The 19,218-nt window shown below is 39.4% G+C and carries 17 protein-coding genes and 2 tRNA genes; 16 read left to right on the top strand and 3 right to left on the bottom strand.

Annotation, left to right across the window (positions count from 1 at the left end; translation table 11 throughout):
- Positions 1–71: 71 nt before the first annotated feature.
- Positions 72–2,177, bottom strand: a complete 2,106-nt coding sequence (locus PTQ34_RS01895) for a M15 family metallopeptidase (protein ID WP_273931774.1) — start codon at positions 2,175–2,177, stop codon at positions 72–74.
- A 121-nt stretch (positions 2,178–2,298) separates the two neighbouring features.
- Between PTQ34_RS01895 and PTQ34_RS01890 the strand changes: the two genes are divergently transcribed.
- The 7 genes from PTQ34_RS01890 to PTQ34_RS01860 all read left to right on the top strand — a co-directional run bounded on the left by PTQ34_RS01890 (position 2,299) and on the right by PTQ34_RS01860 (position 8,432).
- Positions 2,299–3,585, top strand: coding sequence for an ATP-dependent DNA helicase (locus PTQ34_RS01890; RefSeq protein ID WP_273931773.1), 1,287 nt, complete (start codon positions 2,299–2,301; stop codon positions 3,583–3,585).
- Entirely contained in the window at positions 3,585–4,226 is a 642-nt protein-coding gene (locus PTQ34_RS01885) for a flagellar basal body-associated FliL family protein (RefSeq protein ID WP_273931772.1), read from the top strand. Before PTQ34_RS01890 ends, PTQ34_RS01885 begins: the two co-directional genes overlap by 1 nt.
- Positions 4,227–4,311: 85 nt before the next feature.
- Positions 4,312–5,511 (top strand): methionine adenosyltransferase, encoded by a 1,200-nt coding sequence (gene metK / locus PTQ34_RS01880; protein ID WP_273931771.1) that lies wholly within the window; start codon positions 4,312–4,314, stop codon positions 5,509–5,511.
- Positions 5,512–5,902: 391 nt separating this feature from the next.
- Positions 5,903–6,460, top strand: a complete 558-nt coding sequence (gene fliL, locus PTQ34_RS01875) for a flagellar basal body-associated protein FliL (protein ID WP_273930779.1) — start codon at positions 5,903–5,905, stop codon at positions 6,458–6,460.
- Positions 6,461–6,462: 2 nt separating this feature from the next.
- Complete coding sequence (gene acpS, locus PTQ34_RS01870; protein WP_273931770.1) at positions 6,463–6,822, top strand: holo-ACP synthase; 360 nt, start codon at positions 6,463–6,465, stop codon at positions 6,820–6,822.
- Positions 6,819–8,090, top strand: a complete 1,272-nt coding sequence (locus PTQ34_RS01865) for a DUF2920 family protein (RefSeq protein WP_273931769.1) — start codon at positions 6,819–6,821, stop codon at positions 8,088–8,090. The genes acpS and PTQ34_RS01865 overlap by 4 nt, the downstream gene beginning before the upstream one ends.
- 30 nt (positions 8,091–8,120) lie before the next feature.
- Positions 8,121–8,432, top strand: a complete 312-nt coding sequence (locus tag PTQ34_RS01860; protein WP_273931768.1) for a thioredoxin family protein — start codon at positions 8,121–8,123, stop codon at positions 8,430–8,432.
- Positions 8,433–9,328: 896 nt separating this feature from the next.
- Here PTQ34_RS01860 and PTQ34_RS01855 read toward each other — a convergent pair.
- Positions 9,329–10,375, bottom strand: a complete 1,047-nt coding sequence (locus PTQ34_RS01855) for a dehypoxanthine futalosine cyclase (RefSeq protein WP_273931767.1) — start codon at positions 10,373–10,375, stop codon at positions 9,329–9,331.
- 109 nt (positions 10,376–10,484) lie between these two features.
- On the opposite strand from PTQ34_RS01855, the gene PTQ34_RS01850 reads away from it, so the two are divergent.
- From PTQ34_RS01850 to PTQ34_RS01820, 7 genes are all read left to right on the top strand, one after another.
- The gene (locus PTQ34_RS01850) at positions 10,485–12,341 is read left to right on the top strand and encodes a flagellar assembly protein A (RefSeq protein WP_273931766.1); all 1,857 of its coding nucleotides are present in this window, start codon (positions 10,485–10,487) and stop codon (positions 12,339–12,341) included.
- Positions 12,342–12,446: 105 nt separating this feature from the next.
- Positions 12,447–13,001 carry a Holliday junction branch migration protein RuvA gene (gene ruvA, locus PTQ34_RS01845; protein WP_273931764.1) on the top strand — a complete coding sequence of 185 codons (555 nt, stop codon included), beginning with the start codon at positions 12,447–12,449 and terminating at the stop codon, positions 12,999–13,001.
- A gap of 11 nt (positions 13,002–13,012) precedes the next feature.
- On the top strand, positions 13,013–14,017 hold the full coding sequence (hypE, locus tag PTQ34_RS01840) for a hydrogenase expression/formation protein HypE (RefSeq protein ID WP_273931873.1): 1,005 nt from the start codon (positions 13,013–13,015) through the stop codon (positions 14,015–14,017).
- Positions 14,018–14,028: 11 nt separating this feature from the next.
- Positions 14,029–14,373 (top strand): hydrogenase maturation nickel metallochaperone HypA/HybF, encoded by a 345-nt coding sequence (locus tag PTQ34_RS01835; RefSeq protein ID WP_273931763.1) that lies wholly within the window; start codon positions 14,029–14,031, stop codon positions 14,371–14,373.
- A gap of 149 nt (positions 14,374–14,522) precedes the next feature.
- Positions 14,523–14,597: transfer RNA gene (locus tag PTQ34_RS01830), tRNA-Gln, on the top strand.
- Between the two features lie 21 nt (positions 14,598–14,618).
- Positions 14,619–14,694, top strand: a tRNA-Met gene (locus PTQ34_RS01825).
- A gap of 173 nt (positions 14,695–14,867) precedes the next feature.
- Entirely contained in the window at positions 14,868–15,587 is a 720-nt protein-coding gene (locus PTQ34_RS01820; RefSeq protein ID WP_273931762.1) for an NYN domain-containing protein, read from the top strand.
- Positions 15,588–16,295: 708 nt separating this feature from the next.
- Here the strand turns inward: PTQ34_RS01820 and nusA are convergent.
- Positions 16,296–17,390 (bottom strand): transcription termination factor NusA, encoded by a 1,095-nt coding sequence (gene nusA, locus PTQ34_RS01815; RefSeq protein WP_273931761.1) that lies wholly within the window; start codon positions 17,388–17,390, stop codon positions 16,296–16,298.
- Between the two features lie 153 nt (positions 17,391–17,543).
- On the opposite strand from nusA, the gene PTQ34_RS01810 reads away from it, so the two are divergent.
- Both PTQ34_RS01810 and miaB read left to right on the top strand, forming a co-directional pair.
- A complete protein-coding gene (locus tag PTQ34_RS01810) occupies positions 17,544–17,789 on the top strand; it encodes an HP0268 family nuclease (RefSeq protein ID WP_273930789.1) in 246 nt (81 codons plus the stop codon).
- The gene (gene miaB / locus PTQ34_RS01805) at positions 17,786–19,075 is read left to right on the top strand and encodes a tRNA (N6-isopentenyl adenosine(37)-C2)-methylthiotransferase MiaB (RefSeq protein WP_273931760.1); all 1,290 of its coding nucleotides are present in this window, start codon (positions 17,786–17,788) and stop codon (positions 19,073–19,075) included. Before PTQ34_RS01810 ends, miaB begins: the two co-directional genes overlap by 4 nt.
- Positions 19,076–19,218 lie beyond the last annotated feature (143 nt).

The raw sequence follows: 19,218 nt of genomic DNA, 5'->3' as shown, positions 1-19,218 counted from the left end.
CCTTGAACGAGATTGCTCCCTTTGCCTTGCTCCCTCGCAATGACGGAATTTTAGGGAATTCTAAAATTCCGTCACTTAGGGGGCTGTTTTTCTTTTAGCTGACCTAGCATCATAAACTCCGGCCTATACTCAAAATGCATAGTATCAAAATGCTCCCAACGCCCACCCCAAATAAAGCCATTTCGCTCAAAAACATTGATTATTTCTTGTGGCAATGTGTTTTTATACTCTTTGCTCCATTGCCAGTAGCTGCTATTTTGGACATTTATATCAAGTGAAATTCCCCAGCTATGAGAAGATAGTTCATCACTGTTAGCGATTTTTCGCCATGAAAAAGTGCCATTAACATCTAGATATTTTAAAAGCTCAGGCTTTTTTTTGCTCATTATATCAAGCTCGTCGCTTACTCTTTGCAGTGCTTTTGCTGCGCCATTTTTGGAGTTAAAAAGTAGCTTTTGATTTTTGCTAGATTTTAGCCAAACTACCTTTGTTAGATTTTGGCTAACTTCTTTTTCATCACTGCCGTAAATATGAGAGAAAAACTCAGTATTTCTAGCCCTACCAGCATCGCTTCTAGGCGCAGATAGCGGAGCATAAAGTGGGTATTCTAGCTCCATCATGCTATCATCATAGTCCATAATGTAGCCATCATCAAAGCGAATTTTGCTATTTACTTGTGCGTTATATGCGTGTTCTAGGGCGATTTTTTTAGGGTCTACGATGACATTTATGCTTTTTATTCTACTAAGCAAAAGCGCGCTATCTTTTACATCATCATAGCCTTTGCCAACCTCAAGGTCGGTTATAGCTGCCTTGCCGATGACTGAGCGGCCACCATCATCAGTTCTCACGCCCCAGACATTGTGAGCTACTTCACCATTTCCAGCATAGAGCATTACATGCCCTGGCATTACTATTAGTGTAGTTAGCATTAGAGCTTTATTTTTTAGCACTTCTTTTTTCTCCTTGTTTGAGAGTTGTGAGATATCTATTTTACCGCCTACTGCGCCTTGGCTTTGAGAGTTTCTAGGCAAATGCTTGCCAAAAACAGCAAAGAAATCTTTGGTAAAAAGCGAGCAGTCTCTAAGCTCTCTGCTCCCACCCCAGCCGTATCCTTGACCGATTAGCTCATTTAGCACATTTTTTAGATTTTGATCATTTATTTGTAAAAAGTGTGAGCCAACGCCTTTTGGCACAGAGAATTCTAGATTATTTACACCGATTTTTCCATCAAAGAAAAAGTGAGTTTTATCCTGAGTAGTATATGGAAAAATCGCTCCCACACGAGAGGTAATGCTAGCTTCGCTAAAATCTAGTTTGATTTGTATATTTTGGCTACTAGCTTGTGATTTTTTGCCAGATTTTTTGCCAGATTTTTTACCTTTTTTAGCAGCTAGTTTTTGCTTGGTTTTTATGCTAGTTGTTTTAGAGTTTGCTGTGCTAGTAGCTAGTACATTTATTTTTTCATTATCTTTTATAAACACAGCAAAGTCGTTTTTTTGATACGCTTTTGCTTCATCACTACTTAGCACTAGAAGTTGTGATTTTTTTATCCAGCCCCAAAAGGCATCTGTACGCACAAAAGCCCAAAGTCCATCTCTGCTATAATGCGAGATAAAAACAGGTGCAAAAGCCCCTAGGCTGCTGCCTTGTAAATCATCGAAGTTTTGCTGCTTTGCTGCTTGCTTGCTAGGATAGAGCGGCTCATCTGTTGGCAGCATTCTAACGCTAGCTATTTTTGTAGTCAGTGCTGGCAGACTCACACTTGCATAGGCTGCTACATTAGCATTTGCTTTTAAGCTTTTTATCCATTTTAGGCTGCGAGAGTTTCCATTTTCATCAAAGCCTTTTTTGAAGTGATTAACAGCCCAAAAAATATTAGCATTTGTAGTTTTGCTAGGCTTTGGCATAGCATCATTCCACGCACGAAAGAGTTGCTTTAAATATACATTTTCATCAAGCTTGATTTTATAAGCAAAATGCCCTAAATCCTGCGCATTTTGGCTAATAAAGGGATCTAAGCTAGTTGGGGCTTTGCCTTTGTTTTTTACATTGTAGCGTGAGTTAAACTCTGTTTTTTCTTTGCTTGGTTGTATTTTAGGGCTATAATCTTTGCTAGAACAAGCCAAAAATACTAGCGCAAAAGTACAAAGCAGTATTTTTTTAAAAATTTTCATAAAGTATCCCATGATTTTAAAAATAAAGCTATAATTGTAGCACAAATTTTGCTGAAATTATAGCTTTTGAGTATTATTTTTGCGCTTTATTCTAGGCAAAAAAGTTAAAAAAGGGTGCGTTTTGTTTGAGAGAATTCTAAAAACCTTACAAGCTAGAAAAAATGTCTTTTTAACCGGTGGGGCAGGCACTGGCAAGAGCTATACTACAAAGTGTATTATAGAGAATTTTTATAAAAGTGGCAAAAATGTAGTAGCTCTTGGCAGCACTGGTATAAGTGCTGTAAATATCGGTGGGATCACGCTTCATAGCTTTTTTCGCTTTGGCAGAATAAATGATATAAACGAACTTGCTAAGCACGATAAAACTCAAAGAAATGAGCTAAAAGAGCTGTATAAAGTGCTTAGCAAGCTTGATCTTATCATTATTGATGAGATTTCCATGGTGCGTTCTAGCACTTTTGAGATGGTGGCTTATCGCTTGCGTATGGGTGGCTTTAAGGGGGCTTTGCTTGTTGTTGGGGATTTTTATCAGCTAGAACCTGTGGTTAGCAGGGATGAAAAGGGGCAAAACAGCCTTTTTAGCGGCTTTTATGCGTGGCAGAGTATGGCGTGGTGCGATATGAGTTTTGTAAATTTCATGCTAACAAAACCAAAGCGCACTAGCGATTTAGGCTTTTTTAGCATTTTAGAACGCATTAGAGTAGGGGTTTGTGATGATGAAGTTATGGGCTTTTTAGCCAGTAGGGTAGAGCAAAATCCCCCAGCTAATGCCCTAAGGCTCTTTGGCACAAATGCTAAGGTAGATGCCCTAAATGAAGAGCGGCTAAATATGTTAAAAACTCCATTATTTCATATAGAAGCAGCGATAAAAGCAAGCCAAGGCGTAAGCGAGACTGAGCTAAAATCTTGGCTAGCTGGAATAAATATTGCTAAGGTTTTAGAGCTAAAAGTAGGCGCAGAGGTAATAATCTGCGCAAACAAGCGAGGCAGCTACTATAATGGCGAGCGAGCAGAGGTTTTAGAGCTAAAAGAAGATGGCATAATAGTGCGAAAACATAATGATGAGCTATGCAGCATCGAGCCTGTTTGCTTGGAGCTTAATGCTTATGCTGATGAGGGCGGAAATGTAGCAAAGCAGGTGCTAGCAAGCTTTGTTCAATATCCTTTGCGCCTAGCTTATGCTATTACAATTCACAAAAGTCAAGGTATGAGCTTGGATGATTATATTTGCGATGTAAATGATATTTTTGCCTCAGGACAGCTCTATGTCGCACTCTCTCGTGCTAGAAGTGCTAAGGGGCTGTTTTTAGAGCAAAATAGCACTCTAAATCGCCTACGCTCAAAAATCCGCCCAAATGATGCAGTGGCGCAGTTTTATGCGGGACAAGAGTTTATAAAGGAAATGTAATGAAAAAGATATTTTTAGGATTTTTTTTACTAGGAATTCTAGAATTTCACGCTCTTTTTGGGGCTGATTTTGAGATAAAAAATTTAGAAGTAGATTTATACTCAAAAACCAGCTCAGAGATGAAAAAAATCTCAATGGACTTACATATTTTTACAAATGAAGTAGCAAAATCCTCAGCCATAAAAGATGCTATAAATGTGATTGTTAGCTCATTTTATGCGCAGGATTTGATGAGCTCAAAGGGTAAAGAAGCCTTTAAAGAAGCGATAAAAAAATACTCAGCTAGCAAGTATAAAATAAAAATCGATGATGTGTATATTCTCTCTTTAAAAGAAATTGATAATATTGATATAGCAAGGCTTGTTAAACAGCTAGATAAATACTATAAAAATAGCGCAAACAAAGAAAATAAAAGTATGGGGAATTCTAGAATTCCTAGTAGCCAAGATGGTAGCCAAGATGAGATTAAAACAGACTTTGGGGAACAAGATTTTGGCACTTCAAATGAAACTCTAAGCGTAGATACCAAAATAGAAGAACAAAAAAAGCAAGCAAACGAACTAATAGAGAGACAAATGAAAGCAAGTCGTGATATGCTTGATGGTATAAAAGACTTTGGTGATGTGGATTTTTATAGATAAAATTTGTCTTTAAAGCTGAAATTAACCAACAATTAGCTAGAATGCGAGCTTTATTTTTTAAATTTTATATCAAAGAAGGCAAAAAATGTATCTTTTTACAAGCGAAGTAGTAAGCCCAGGGCATCCTGATAAATGCGCTGATATCATCGCTGATAGTATAGTCGATGCTATACTTATACAAGATCCAAATGGGCGCGTGGCAAGCGAGGTTTTTGTAGCTGGTAAGCATATAGTAGTAGGTGGCGAGGTAAATGCTAAGGTAAACTTCACCCACCAAGACTACAGAAATATAGTAAAAAAAGCCCTAGCAAAAATCGGCTATAATGACAATCCATATTTTACCCACGAACAGTGCTTACATCCAAGTGATCTTGAAGTTGATGTGTTTTTAAACCAACAAAGCCCAGATATAAACCAAGGCGTAGATCAAGCAAGTGGCGAAATAGGCGCAGGCGATCAAGGAATTATGTTTGGCTTTGCTAGTTGTGAGTGTGAAAATCTCATGCCAGCAGCAATTAGCTATGCTAGAATGCTTTGTGATAGAGTTTATGAGTATGCTCTAGCGCATCCTGATGAGTTTGGTGTGGATATAAAGACGCAAGTTACCATAGACTACGGCGATAAAAGTGGTTTTGAAAACTGCGAGCCAAAGAAAATTCACACCATCGTAGTAAGCGTGCCAAGCGTGGAGAGCATGAGCATAGATGATGTAAGAGCAAAGGTTAAAAAGCTAATTGATAGCTCAGGACTGCCAAGTGCGCTATATAGCCCAGATGATACTATAATCTACATAAATCCAACTGGTCGCTATGTAAATCACAGCTCGCTTCACGACAGTGGTCTAACAGGGCGTAAGCTAATTGTAGATAGCTTTGGCGGTTACTCGCCAATAGGCGGTGGAGCACAATCTAGCAAAGACTACACAAAAGTAGACCGCTCAGGACTATACGCAGCTAGATATATAGCCAAAAATATCGTAGCAGCAGGACTTGCTAAGAAGTGTATAGTCCAGCTAAGCTACGCAATAGGCATGGCAAAACCAACGAGCGTGAGTGTGGATTGTATGGGGACAAACCTTACAAATGTAAGTGATGATAAATTAAGTGATTTTGTGCTAGAAAAATTCCCGCTAACTCCACGCTGGATAACACAAAAGTTTGGGCTTGATAAGCCATCTGCGCAGAGCTTTTTATACGCTGATGTGGCAGCAAAGGGACAGGTGGGAGTAAGCTACTATCCGTGGGAGCAGTTAGATAGCGTAGATTTGTTTAAATCTTTAAAATAGGCTAACGGAGCAATTCGTCTCGCACACTTATTGCGACTAAACGCTTTTAGGCGGCAGCTTAGGATGAACTATTTGTTCTATCCTTGCGCTGCCACCAAAGCGTTTAGCCACACTAAATGCACGATACTAGAATTGCCAGTTTGGCTAGGGAATTTTAGAATTCCCTAGAATTCCGTCATTGCGGAATTTCCGTCATTGCGAGCGAAGCGAAGCAATCTCGTTCAAAATTCCGTTATTGCGGAAATTCCGTCATTGCGAGGAGTGAGTGTAGCGAGCGACGAAGCAATCTCGTTCAAATCTTAATAAACAAGATTGCTCCCTCTGCTTTGCTCCCTCGCAATGACGAATTTTAAGGAATTTTAGAATTCCTAGCTTTTAAAAAGGAGATAAAATGGCAGACGAAAAAGAAGAAAAGCAAGAAGGCAAAAAAGGTGGCAATAGCCTAGTTCTCATCATTGTAGCAGTTTTGCTAGTAGTGGTTTTATTACTTGGTGGACTTATTGTAGTGCTTCTTGCTAGCGGTGGAGATAGTGGCGAACAAGACCCAGCCGCAGCTACAACAGAGGTTCACGCAGCAACCCCAGCAGCGCAAGGTGGCAAACCAGCCGCTGGTGCCCCAAAAGAGCGTTCAAATGACTTTTTTAATGTAGGTCCTATGTATCCACTTGATCAGTTTTTGGTTAATTTACTGAGCGAAACTGGCTCAAGATACCTAAAAATGACCATAAACATAGAACTAAGCTCAGAGCTACTAACACCTGAAATAGAGCAAAAAAAGCCACTTTTGCGTGATATAGTAATAAGAATACTTAGCTCAAAAACCTATGAAGACATAAGCACTACAAAAGGCAAAGAGCGTCTAAAAGATGAAATAGCTGCTAAAATCAACGAAACACTTCGTGATGGCTATGTCAAAAATGTATTCTTTACTGATTTTATCGTCCAGTAACTATGAAAATCGGTATTGATATTGCTAGTATTGCTCGCATCAAAAAAAGCCATGAAAGGCTTGGAGCTGCGTTTTTATCAAAGTTTTTACGCAAAAGCGAGATAAAAATTTTGCGCAAAAACTCTCAAAGCATAGCTGGCTTTTGGGCAGCAAAAGAAGCTGCCTCAAAGGCTCTAGGCTGCGGTATTAGTAAGCATTGCGGCTTTAAAGATATTAAAATCTCAAAAAACAAAAAAGGTGCTCCAATTCTAGAATTCTCTAAAAAAACACGCAAATTTTTTAAAATCAAAAAAGCTAGTCTTAGCATTAGCCACGATGGCGATTTTGCTGTGGCTGTGGTGGCTATAAAGGGTAAAAAATGATTACTACAAAAGAATATTTCATCTCTAGTTGCGATGATTTTGAATTAAATATCAAAAGAAAAAGCAAACTTAGATTTTTGTGTACTTATGATGATAAGGTAGAGCCAAAAGCCTTGCTTAGCATTATCCCTGGGCTTGGTGGAGATGCCCAAAGTAGCTATAAAGAGCATTTGGCTTCTAGCATAGCAGAGCATTTTAAGGGCCAAGTAGCTGTGCTAAGTGTGGATTATTTTTGCGTTGCTCTAAATCCCGCTCAGGGCGCAAAGCCTTATTTAGACGAACGCGATATAGATATATTTTTAGAAAATTGCGCTAGAGCGAAATTTAGAGTAGATGATGATTTTAGAGAAAAAGCAAAGAATTTTGAGTACGCAAATTTAATCATAGACCAAATTGACGGAGTTTTAAACTCGCTAAAAGCTAGGGGCGAAATTGCTGCTGATGCTCGCATGAGTATAAGCGTGAGTTTTGCTGCGCCAAATGGTGAGTATCAAAACTTTGGTGTGATGAGTGCTATTGATGTTATAAATGCGCTTTTATATGTAAAAAAAGACTTTGGGCTAAAAGAACTGCCTTGCGTGCTAGTAGGCTCAAGCCATGGCGCATATATCGCAAATCTAGCTGCCAAAATTGCTCCGTGGGCGATAGCTGGTGTGATAGATAATGCTGCTTGGAATCTAAAAACTGAGATTTTTGATAAAAAGCTGTATAGAGATCCAGCTTTTACCACGGTAAGCTTTGGCAAAGAAATGGCTAATGAAGGACTTCACAGAGCCCACTATAAAGAAAAAAATTTTCTATTTTGTTTTAGTGATACCACCAAATGGACTAGCGATGAGAGCTCGCCAAATTACTTCTCTCGCTCTCGCTATGAGATAAGAGATGTTGCTTTTAAGGGTCATTTAGCTATTGGGGCGCAAAATAGTAAGCCTATTTATGTAGGCTATCACAGCAGCGAAGACAATCTAGCAAATTTAGATGATAAAATTGCCTTTTATGAGAGTCTAAAAGCCCTTGGCTACGATGCGACATTACATGTTATTAATAAGCAAAGTCAAGTTGATGGTAAGTTTATCAAAAACCTTGGTCACGGCATGGGCATGAGTATAAAAATGCTGATTTTAAAAGAACTACCGCCACTTTTAGAAAAGCTCTCAAAGCAAAAAAAATCAAAAGTCAAAAAGCAAATTAGCTATAAAACTGATGAGTGGATATATAGTTTTAAAGAGTTTGGTTCAAAAATCATCGCAAAATGTGAAAAAATCTAGCTTTAACAAATCTAAAATAAAGGAGAAAACATGAAACTAAACGAACAAAACTACAATGAAAGCATTAAAAACGGTGCTTGCGTGGTGACTTTTAGCGCGCCATGGTGCAAAGACTGCGTGGCACTAAAGCCTATTTTATCTCGCCTTATGCCAGAATATGAGGGCAAAATCAGCTTTTTTGAGGTAGATTTTGACAGCGCAGAGGGACTAAAAGATGTGCTAAACATCCGCAGAATTCCAACTATGATATTTTACAAAAACGGCTCAGAAGTAGGCAGCCGCCTTGTTGAACCTGACTCACAAAAAATCGTGGATGACGCTCTAAAAGCACTAATAAGCTAAAATCTAGAATTCCTAAAATCTAGAATTTTAAGATAAATCTAGAATTCTAAAATCTAGAATTTCTAGTAAAATTTCTTAGGAATTCTAGAATTCCCAAGGCTGTGTCATCCCAACTTGCCTTGTGTCATCCCCCGGCTTGACCGGGTGATCTCACCACAGAGAATTCTAAAATTTCGTCATTACGAGGGAGTAAAGCAGAGGGAGCAATCTCGTTCAAGGCTTAATAAATGAGATTGCTCCCTCTTTTTTCAAAGCCTCGCAATGACGAATTTTAGGGAATTCTAAATTCAATAGCACTGTGTCACCCCTTGCCTTGCGTTTTCTGTCATCCCCTGACTTGATCCGATGATCTCATCACAAATAAATTTGGAATTCCCCCAAAAACGCAGATAAAGAGTGGGTTTTAGGTGTGGCAGCCCCTAAGGGTTTAGGGCGTAGCCCTTATAAAATTTGCGGGGCTGGCTTGCCCCACTAAAGCGAGCAAAAATCTAAAATTCCTAAGAGAATTTATTAAGGAATTCTAGAATTCCATATAGAGATCTCTCAGTCAAACTGGGGAATGACAGGGAATTCTAGAATTCCTTAAGATAAAAAATACCCCCTAACCCCCAAAAAGCCTAGGAATTCTAAAATTCCTACAATCTAAAATTCCTTAATCTAGAATTCCATATAGAGATCCCCCAGTCAAGTTGGGGGGGGGATGACAGGGAATTCTAGAATTCCTAAGGCTAAAATACCCCCGCACCCCCAAAAAGTCTAGGAATTCTAAAATTCCTACAATCTAAAATTCCATATAGAGATCCCCCAGTCAAGCTGGGGGACGACAGGGAATTCTAGAATTCCTAAGGTAAAATTTTTTAGGAATTCTAGAATTCCTAAAAACTAGAATTCCTAAACTAAAATCTCTCTAAAATATCGTAGTTTGTGTTGCGTTTGGCTGGTTTTAAGCCTAGTTCGCGAATTAAGCGGATCATTTCATTTTGGCTCATTTGATAGCTTGTGCCTGCTGCGCTTACTACATTTTCTTCTAGCATGGTGCTGCCAAGGTCATTTGCGCCAAAGCGAAGGGCGAGCTGCCCTATGGCTGAGCCTTGCGTTACCCAGCTGCTTTGGATATTTTTAAAGTTATCAAGGTAAATGCGAGCAAGAGCCAAAATGCGCAAATAGCGTGCTGGACTTTGCTTTTTTATCTGCGGAAATTCTTTAATAAGAGCTGTGCCAGAGCTTTGAAAACTCCAACAAATAAAAGCCCTAAACCCACCGGTGCGGTCTTGCAGCTCTCTTAAAACACGCAAATGCTGGGTTATATCCTCATCATTTTCTAGCGTGCCAAACATCATTGTAGCTGTGCTTTTTATACCGATTTTGTGAGCGGTTTCGTGTACTTCTAGCCACTTTGCGCTCATTAGCTTTTTTGGTGCTATTAGCTTGCGAACTCTATCGCTTAGTATCTCAGCCCCAGCCCCTGGAATGCTGTATAGCCCAGCATCTCTTAGCCGCACTAGTACCTCTTCAAGGCTTATGCGAGAAAGGCGTGAGATATACTCTATCTCATTTGCCGAAAAGCCGTGGATGGTAATCTGCGGATATTTTTGGCTGATGTGGCGCACAAGCTCTTCATACCACTCGATTTTAAGCTTTGGATGAACACCACCTTGAAAAAGTATCTGCGTGCCACCCACTGAGATAAGCTCATCAATCTTAGCATCAATCTCATCTAGACTTAATATATAAGCATTTTCGTCCTTTTCATGCCTATAAAACGCACAAAATTTACAATCCACCCAGCACGCATTTGTGTAGTTTATATTGCGATCAACGATAAAGGTGGTTATATCATCAGGGTGAAGCTCTTTTCTAACGCTCTCAGCTAATCTACCAAGCTCGGCTAAATCAGCATTTGCTAGCAAATCAAGGGCAGTTTTATCATCTATTCTTTTCATAAAAAATCCTTTAATTTTGAATTATTTTAGCAAAAAATCGTAAAAATTAAGGGATAATTTTGTATAATTGCTAAGTTTTTGGCACAAATTTGGCAAATAAAGTGGGAATATGGGAAAAGTTTCATCAGCTATAATCAATACAGAAAATGTCTACGGTGACCTTGAAGTAGCCGCAAAAGCTTCTGGGGTCCCTGTAAAAGATGTGGATGTCGATATCCTAGCTGTTCATACAAAATACATGATAGGCGAGGGCGAGATACAAAGCGTAGAAGATCTTAGCATTTTTGACAATGACGAGTTTTTTCTAAACCCAGAACTTCACATAGAACAAAGTTATCGTGTGCGCTACTACGATAAAACCGTAACTGAAAAAACACACTTACCAAAAATCGCAATCGCCTCAAACAAAACTCTAACCAAAATCAGAGCCAAAATCCTAGCAGATAGCGAGGTTAGATACACAGCCGATCTAGCAGACGAACTAGAAAATGCGATAAATAGAACCTTGCTAAAATACGGATTTTTAATAGGCGTTCGCTCAAATAACTTAAAAAACGAAGTTCGCCGTGTAGCAAGTCTAATTCGTGTAAATGGAGCTTTGATAGAAGATGTGATATTTGATGTAGCACAAGGCATAGAACCGCTAGAGCCGATTGATGATGCTATGATATATCACTATAAAAATAAGGTAGAAAACGCTGATGACCCAAACTCTAGCGTCCTCTCAGTGGTTAGCGAAAATGAAACCATAATAGAATATGTAAAATCAAAGCCAGGTCGCAATGGCCGCAATCTAAAAGGTGAGCTAATCGCTGTAACAGAAGCTAAAAACGAAAATGCAGTAGAGATAAAAACCACAGAAAAAATACGCAAAGAAGAAGATGATAAGAGCATTCGCTATATCGCTATTAGCCAAGGCTATGTAAGCGATGAGGGCGGCGTGTATGATATAAAAGAAAAGCTAGAAGTTAACTCAGTAAATCTAAAAACCACAGGTAGCATAGAAGCAGGTCTTGATAGCGATGTTACCATAAATGTAACTGAAAGCGATGTGTTAAAAGATGCCATCGGCCCTGGTATGAGTATAGAGACAAGCACGCTAAATGTCCAAGGCTCAGTAGCAGAGGGCGCTAGTATAAAGGCACGCTCAGTTACCATAGGCGGCTTAACACACGCAAAATCCGCGATAGAGAGCGTAGATGCTGATATAGCCACACATTTAGGCACTTTAACTTGCTCAGGTGAGGCAAAAATCGACAGACTAGAGGGTGGCTCAGTAAGGGCGCGCGTAGTAAATGTAAATGTCGCAGTAGGCGGGTCTATCGCAGGCGAGGAAGTATATATAAATGAACTAAACTCAAACTGCACCATAACAGCAGCCAAGCTAGTAGTGATAAATCAGCTTCGTGGTAGAGATAATCGCATCATCATAGATATAATGCAAACCCCAGAATACGCCAAAAATCTAAAAGTCTACACAGACGAAAAACAAACCCTAGGCAGGGAACTTCACAAACTAAAAGCAAATCTCCAAGACAAACTCTCGCTAATAAACTCAAATACAAGCTCAGTAGGATATGTAAAAAAAAGAATAGAAGAACTCTCAGCCACCGGCACAGAAGCCCCAGCGAGCCTGCTAAACAAACTCAAAGACTACCAAAGCCTAGTGTACGAATATAACACCATCGCCAAGCACTACCGCACCCAAAAAGAACGCTACGATGAGGTCATCGCAATACTACAAAAAATGCAAGATATGATCTTTGATAGCAAGGTAGTAAACAAAGGGCGCTGGGTGGAGCTAAATGATATAAAGTTTGAGCTAATCGAACCTCGCAAAAGCATATGCTATGTAACAAAAGAAAATGAACTAGCGCGCGTGATTACTATTAGGCACCTTGAAATCGCAGGCGAGCATATCTATGAGATTAAAAAGAGCAATGAAATGCCTCAAGAATTGCTCTAGGAATTCTAGATTTTGCGCAGGAATTCTAGAATTTACTTGGGAATTCTAGAATTTTCGTAGGAATTCTAGAATTCCTAAAGTAAAAAAATCAAAAAAAGAGAAAAAATGATAAAAGCAATAGAAGGAAAAATTGTTAAAAAAGAACCAACTTATATTTGGTTAAAAACAAGCGGAGTTAGCTATGGCGTAGCAGTTTCGCTTTTTACCAGTGCTAAACTTGAGCTAGGCGAGGTCTGCGAGCTTTTTATCACGCAGATTATCAAAGAAGATGCGCATTTGCTCTTTGGCTTTACTAGCACTAGCGAACAGCGTATTTTTGAGCTAATGCTAAAAGTAAGTGGCATAGGTCCTGCTACTGCTCTTGCTGTGTGTTCTAGCCTTGAGCCTGATGCTGTTGCCTTGGCTGTAAAAAACGGCGATATAGCTACCTTTAAAAGAGTGCCCGGCATAGGAGAGAAAACTGCCAAACTACTTCTAGCCCAGCTTGGCGATGCTAGCTTTTTAGCTACTACTAGTGCAAATCCAGCTAATAATGAAGCACTTTTAGCGCTAGAGAGCCTTGGCTTTAAGCGTGAGGCTATCAGTCTAGCATTATCAAAATGTAGTTCAAGTGAGACCGTCTCACTCATAAAAGAAGCACTAAAAATACTAAAAAAATAGGATAAATAATGATAAAATCAGTATCCCTAGCCTGCGGTGGTGGCGGGGCAGAAATGAATGTGCTTATAAATGATGTGATTTTTAAGTGCTTTGATAATGAAATTTTGCGCCAAAGCAATGATGGGGCTTTGCTCGATTTTGGCTCTAAAAAGCTAGTTTTTACCACTGATAGCTTTGTGGTAAATCCTATATTTTTTGCTGGTGGCGATATCGGCAAAATCGCAGCTTGTGGCAGTATAAACGACATAGCTATGATGGGCGCAAAGCCTTTGTATCTAAGCTGTGCTTTAATCATCGAAGAAGGCTTTGAGCTTGCTAATTTAGAGCGTATTTTATGCTCTCTTGCTAGCGTGGCAAAAGACGCTGGGCTAAGCGTAGTATGTGGCGATACAAAGGTCGTGCCAAAGGGTGCTTGTGATGGTATTTTTATAAACACTAGTGCAATTGGCAAGCTAATAGATGAGAGCTTGCCAGCTAGCACAAAAAGGCTAAAATCAGCAAACTCTGAAAAAAAGATAAAAATTTTGCTAAGTGGCGATATAGGCAGGCACGGAGCAGCCTTGCTAGCTAGTAGGCATGGTTTGCAAAGCTTGCTTAGTAGCGACTGCGCTGCTCTAAATGCTGTGGTTGAAAGTCTTTATAACGCAGGCATTAGACCACTAGCGATGAGAGATGCGACTAGAGGCGGACTTAGTGCTGTTTTACATGAGTGGGCTAGGGTGCGTGGTGGCATAGAAGTGTGTGAAGAAAAAGTCGCTGTGAGTGCTGAGGTTATGGGGGTTTGCGAGTTACTTGGCTTTGAGGCGTATGAACTAGCAAATGAAGGCACTTTTGTGCTAGCTGTGAGCGAAGATGAGAGCCAAATTGCGCTAAAGGTACTAAAAGAGTTTAATTTAGCTGCGCAGATTATCGGTGAGTTTTGCGCTGATTTTAAGGGCGTTAGGCTAAAAAATATTTATGGCTCAAAAAGATTTTTAGATGAGCCAAAGGGCGAGTTACTGCCTAGAATTTGTTAAAAGGATAAAAAATGCATGAATTATCAATAGTCCAAGACCTGCTAAAAGTATGTGATACAAATGCCACAGAACAAGGTGCATCGTCTGTAAAAAGAGTAGAAATCCAAATCGGCAAGTTAAGTGGTGTGGAACCACACTATCTAAAAAAGGCCTTTGATGCTTTTAAAGTAGGTGGGCATTGTAGTGATGCTGAACTAATAATAGAAATCCAAGATATCATCGTGCGTTGCTGCCAGTGCGGCAGAGAGGGCACTATCATGGCAAATGAGTTTGTCTGCCCGATGTGTGGTAGCAGAGAGCTTGTGGTGATAAAAGGCGAGGATTTGGTTTTGATGCGCTTAGAGCTTGAGAAATGAGAATTCTAGATTAAAATTCAAGCATTTTTGGCTAAAATGTAAGAATTCTAGATTAAAATTCAAACATTTTTAGCTAAAATATAAGAATTTAAGCTAATTTTAATTGACAAAAGCTAAAAAACTCATTATAATTTCAGTCTTTTCATCGTTGGGGTATCGCCAAGCGGTAAGGCATCAGGTTTTGGTCCTGACATTCGGAGGTTCGAATCCTCCTACCCCATCCACAAAAAATCCTTCTTATTTATCGCGAGGTAGAGCAGTTGGTAGCTCGTCGGGCTCATAACCCGGAGGCCGCAGGTTCAAGTCCTGCCCTCGCAACCAAATTTTTAAATTATAGAAAATTTTAAGTTTTTATTGGCTACAATTCGCCTTGACATTCGATAAGTCAAATACCACCTCCAAGTCCTTTGTGGGCTTGGAGGTTTTTTTATTTATTTTGGCTATTTTTATTCTTTTTTTGTTATAATTTAAGCAAAAACTGGAGTAAAAGCACAATGCAAACTTCCAAATGCGCTTTATTTATTGATTGTGAAAATGTTCCGGTATCGTTTTTGCCACAGATTATTTCAGCCTTAGAGCCTTTTAATGTGTGTTCTAAAAAAGCCTATGCAAACTGGCAGATTTCTACACCTTGGAGCCAAATTTTAGACAAGTTTGGCATAGAACCTGTGCAGATTTTTCACAAAGGGCTTAAAAACTCTAGCGATTTGCGCCTTAGCTTGGATTGTTTGCAAATGGCGTATGAAAGGACTGATATCACTCACTTTGCTTTGGTTACTAGCGATAGTGATTTTAGGCATTTGGTCTTTAAGCTACTTGATTTGGGGCGTGAGGTTTTAGGCTTTGGCGAGAGCAAGACTGATAATGACTTTGCTGGGATTTTTACTACTTTTCATCTGCTAAAAGCACCTGAGCTAAAAATACAAGCAAAAGAAAAAATACAAAACAAAGTAGATAAGAGCGAACAAGATGACTTTTTAAAAGCTATTATTTGGGCTTGCGCTGGCTTTGAGGGCTTTACTGAGATAAACAAAATCAACTCAAAAATGATAGCTCATTTTGGCAAAGACTGGGGGATAAGAAAAACCTCTTTTAAAAGCTGGGCGAGGTTTTTTAAGCTATATTCGGCATTTTTTGATATTTGCTACGAAGATGAAGAAAAGCACACCGGCATGAGCGTGCGACTAAAAGAAAACGCTCTTTTAAAAATATAAAAATCAAATCTAGAATTCCTAAGCTAAGACCACTAGGAATTCTAAATTTATTCTTAGGGAATTCTAGATTTATTTTTGGGAATTCTAAATTTATTCTTGGAATTCTAGATTTTTGCTCGCTTTTAGGCTGGATAAGCCTAGCTCGCAAATTTTATAAGGGCTACGCTCTAAACCCTTGGGACCCTAAAACTCCGCAAAAATCTAGAATTGCTTTATCTGTTTTTTTTTTTTTTTTGCTTCGCATCCGTTGGTTGCTTCACATCCGCTGGTTGCTTCGCATCCGCTGGTTGGGGGTTAGGGGGTATTTTTAGGGAATTCTAGAATTCCTTACTATGCCATCATCGGGCTTGGCCCGAGGATCTCTATGGAATTCTAGATTCTTTGTGATGAGATCCCCCAGTCAAGCTGTGGGATGACATAATAGGGAATTCTAGAATTCCTAGTTAAAAATTCTAGAATTCCTAGGCAAAATCACTAGAAATTCTAGATTTTGTTTAAAAGAAACCCCCTAACCCCCAGAAAACTAGAATTCCTAAAGCAAAAACTAGAATTCCTAGAATAAAATCTAGAATTCCTAAAATAAAAACTAGAATTCCTAAAATAAAAACTAGAATTCCTAAAATAAAATCTAGAATTCCTAGAATAAAAAACTAGAATTCCTAGAATAAAATCTAGAATTCCTAAACAAAATGAGCAAAATACCTAAAATCACTCTTCGCCAAAAAGAGCTTTTAGATTTTTTAGGCCTTCTTCGTTGTCTTTGTGCTCGCTGCTGCCGCTCTCTATAAGCTCTATTTCGTAGCCTGTGAGCATGCTAGCTAGGCGGATGTTTATGCCTGCTTGGCCTATGGCCTTGCTTTTTTGTTCAGCATCTATCATTACCACAGCTTTTTTATCTTCGATTTTTACGCTGATGATGCGAGCTGGGCTAAGCGCGCGCGCGACAAAAATCGCAGGGTCTGCGCTATACTCGATTGCGTCTATGTTTTCACCATTTAGCTCTTTGCTAACAGCGTTTATTCTCACGCCTTTTACTCCCACAGCAGTGCCTACAGCATCTACATTTGGACTGGTTGAAAAGAACGCTACTTTTGCCTTTTTGCCAGGAATTCTTGCGCTATTTTGGATGATTACGCTACCTTCTTTTATCTCAGGTACCCCAGCTTTTAAAAGAGCTTCTAAAAACTTTGGCGAGGTGCGAGTAAGCTCGATTTTGATACCCAAACGCTTGTCAAAATGCACGCTGCGAATAAGTGCTTTTATGGTATCGCCGACTTTGAATTTCTCATCTTTTATGCGGTTTTTGCGGCTCATTAGCGTTTTTGTCTCGCCAACTTCTACAAAGGTCGTCTCGTCATTTCCCACGCTTGTAACCACGCCGATTACTAAGCTGCCTATTAAAGCGGTGTATTTTTCATACACTTTATCATCGATTAGCTTGCCGATGTGGTATTCTATTTCTTTTGAGAGGGCAGCAGCTGCGGTGCGGCCGTAGTTTTCTAGGTTTAGTTCGTAGTTTAAAGAGTCGCCGATTTCTAGGCTTTTATCAATTTGCCTAGCTTTTTTTAGGCTGATAAAATGCGTCTCATCAAGCCTCTCATCATCATCTGCGACTACTAAAATATGCTCATAAAGGCGTAGTTCTTTGCTGGCTTTGTCTATTTGGACATCGTATTCTAGCCCTTCGCCTATTACTTTTTTGGCTGTTTGGATAAAGGCTGTTTTTATGCGCTCAGCGACATCTGCGTATTCTAGTCCTTTTTCATTTGCTATTGATTCTATTATATCTGCGATTTTTTCCATTTTACACCTTAAAATTTTTGGGAATTTTTAAAAGCAAGAACGCAATTAAAAAGCAAGAGCGCAATTATAGCTTAATTTTATTAAAGTTAAATAAAATTTTAAGGCAAATTTGCTATAATTTGCGCTTTAAAATTTTAAAAAAAAGGGTGGCAAATGGAGTTAAAACTAGCAAGAACTGAGCTTAAATCAAAGCCAAAAGCCAGCATTAGCATTGATAAAATCGAACAAGACCTAGAAAAAGAAGGTGAGAAAATCTACTATTTTGATAGGGATAACACCCATAAACAGCTAATTTCTTTGGTAGAAAACTTCGAGAAAAAGGGCTTTAGCGTATATCACCGCATAGTAAAATATGGACTTGACGAAAACGACTATTGCTACGAGGTACATATACTTTGAAGTTATTTGTTCGCACGCTTGGCTGTGCGATGAATGTCAAAGACTCAGAGCATTTCATCTCACAGCTAAAAGACGACTATGAGCTTTGTGATAGTCCAAATGATGCTGATTTAGTGCTGATTAACACTTGTTCTGTGCGTGAAAAACCAGTTCAAAAGCTCTTTAGCGAACTAGGCGCACTTCACAGAGATATGAAAAGTGGAGCGAAGCTTGGCGTGTGTGGCTGCACGGCCTCTCACCTTGGAGAGGCTATAATAAAGCGCGCGCCGTATGTAAGTTTCGTGCTTGGGGCTAGAAATGTAAGCCTTATCAAAGAGGCTGTTGCTACACCACGCTTTGTGCGAACGAGCATAGAAAATGACGAAACAAACTTTGAGTTTGAAAACTCGTATAGCTCAAATCCTTACAAAAGCTACATAAACATCATGGTAGGCTGCGATAAAAAATGCACCTACTGCATAGTGCCACACACCAGAGGAGACGAGCTAAGCGTGCCAAAAAGCATTATTTTAGCCGAGGCCAGAAAGGTGGCTGAAAGTGGGGCAAAAGAGATTTGCCTACTAGGACAAAATGTAAATAACTACGGCAAACGTTTTTCTAGCGAGCAAGAAAAAATAGATTTTAGCGACTTACTCTGCGAACTTTGCGAGATAAAGGGCATTGAGCGAATTCGCTTTACTAGCCCGCATCCACTTCACATGGATGATAAATTCCTTGAAGTTTTTAGCACTCAGCCAAAAATCTGCAAAAGCATTCACATGCCATTACAATCAGGCTCAACAGCTATTTTAAAAGCGATGAAAAGAGGCTACAGCAAAGAGTGGTTTTTAAATAGAGCTAGCAGATTAAGAGAGCTTTGTGGTGATAAACTCTCAATCAGCACTGATATCATCGTGGCTTTCCCTGGAGAGAGCGATGCGGACTTTAAAGACACCATGGATGTCATTGAAAAGGTGCGTTTTGAGCAGATTTTTAGCTTCAAATACTCGCCTCGCCCGCTAACTCCGGCTGCAAATATGGAGCAAATAGAACCAAAAATCGCTAGTGAGCGTCTAAGCCACCTGCAATCTCGCCATAATGAAATACTTGATGATATAACAAACTCTAAGGTAGGCGAGGTGATGAGCGTGTATTTTGATGAGCTAAGAGCTGGCGGTAAGGCGGCTGGCAGAAGTGATAATAACTTTGCTGTGGCAGTAAAAGGTAGCGAAGAGCTACTTGGCAAGGTCTGCGATGTTCGCATCACAAGCGCACAGCGCATGTTGCTAAGTGGCGAGCTAGCGTAGGGAATTCTAGAATTCCTAAGAATAAATCTAGAATTCCTAGGATAAAATTCTAGAATTCCTAAGACTAAAAATACCTTAAATTTTAGTGGGATTTTAGGGCTACTAAGTGTTTAGGGCATAGCACTTATAAAAAGCAGTGTGAC

This window comes from Campylobacter magnus, from assembly GCF_028649595.1.
GTDB classification, from domain to species: Bacteria; Campylobacterota; Campylobacteria; order Campylobacterales; family Campylobacteraceae; genus Campylobacter; species Campylobacter magnus.
This window is presented reverse-complemented; position numbering and strand designations above follow the sequence as displayed.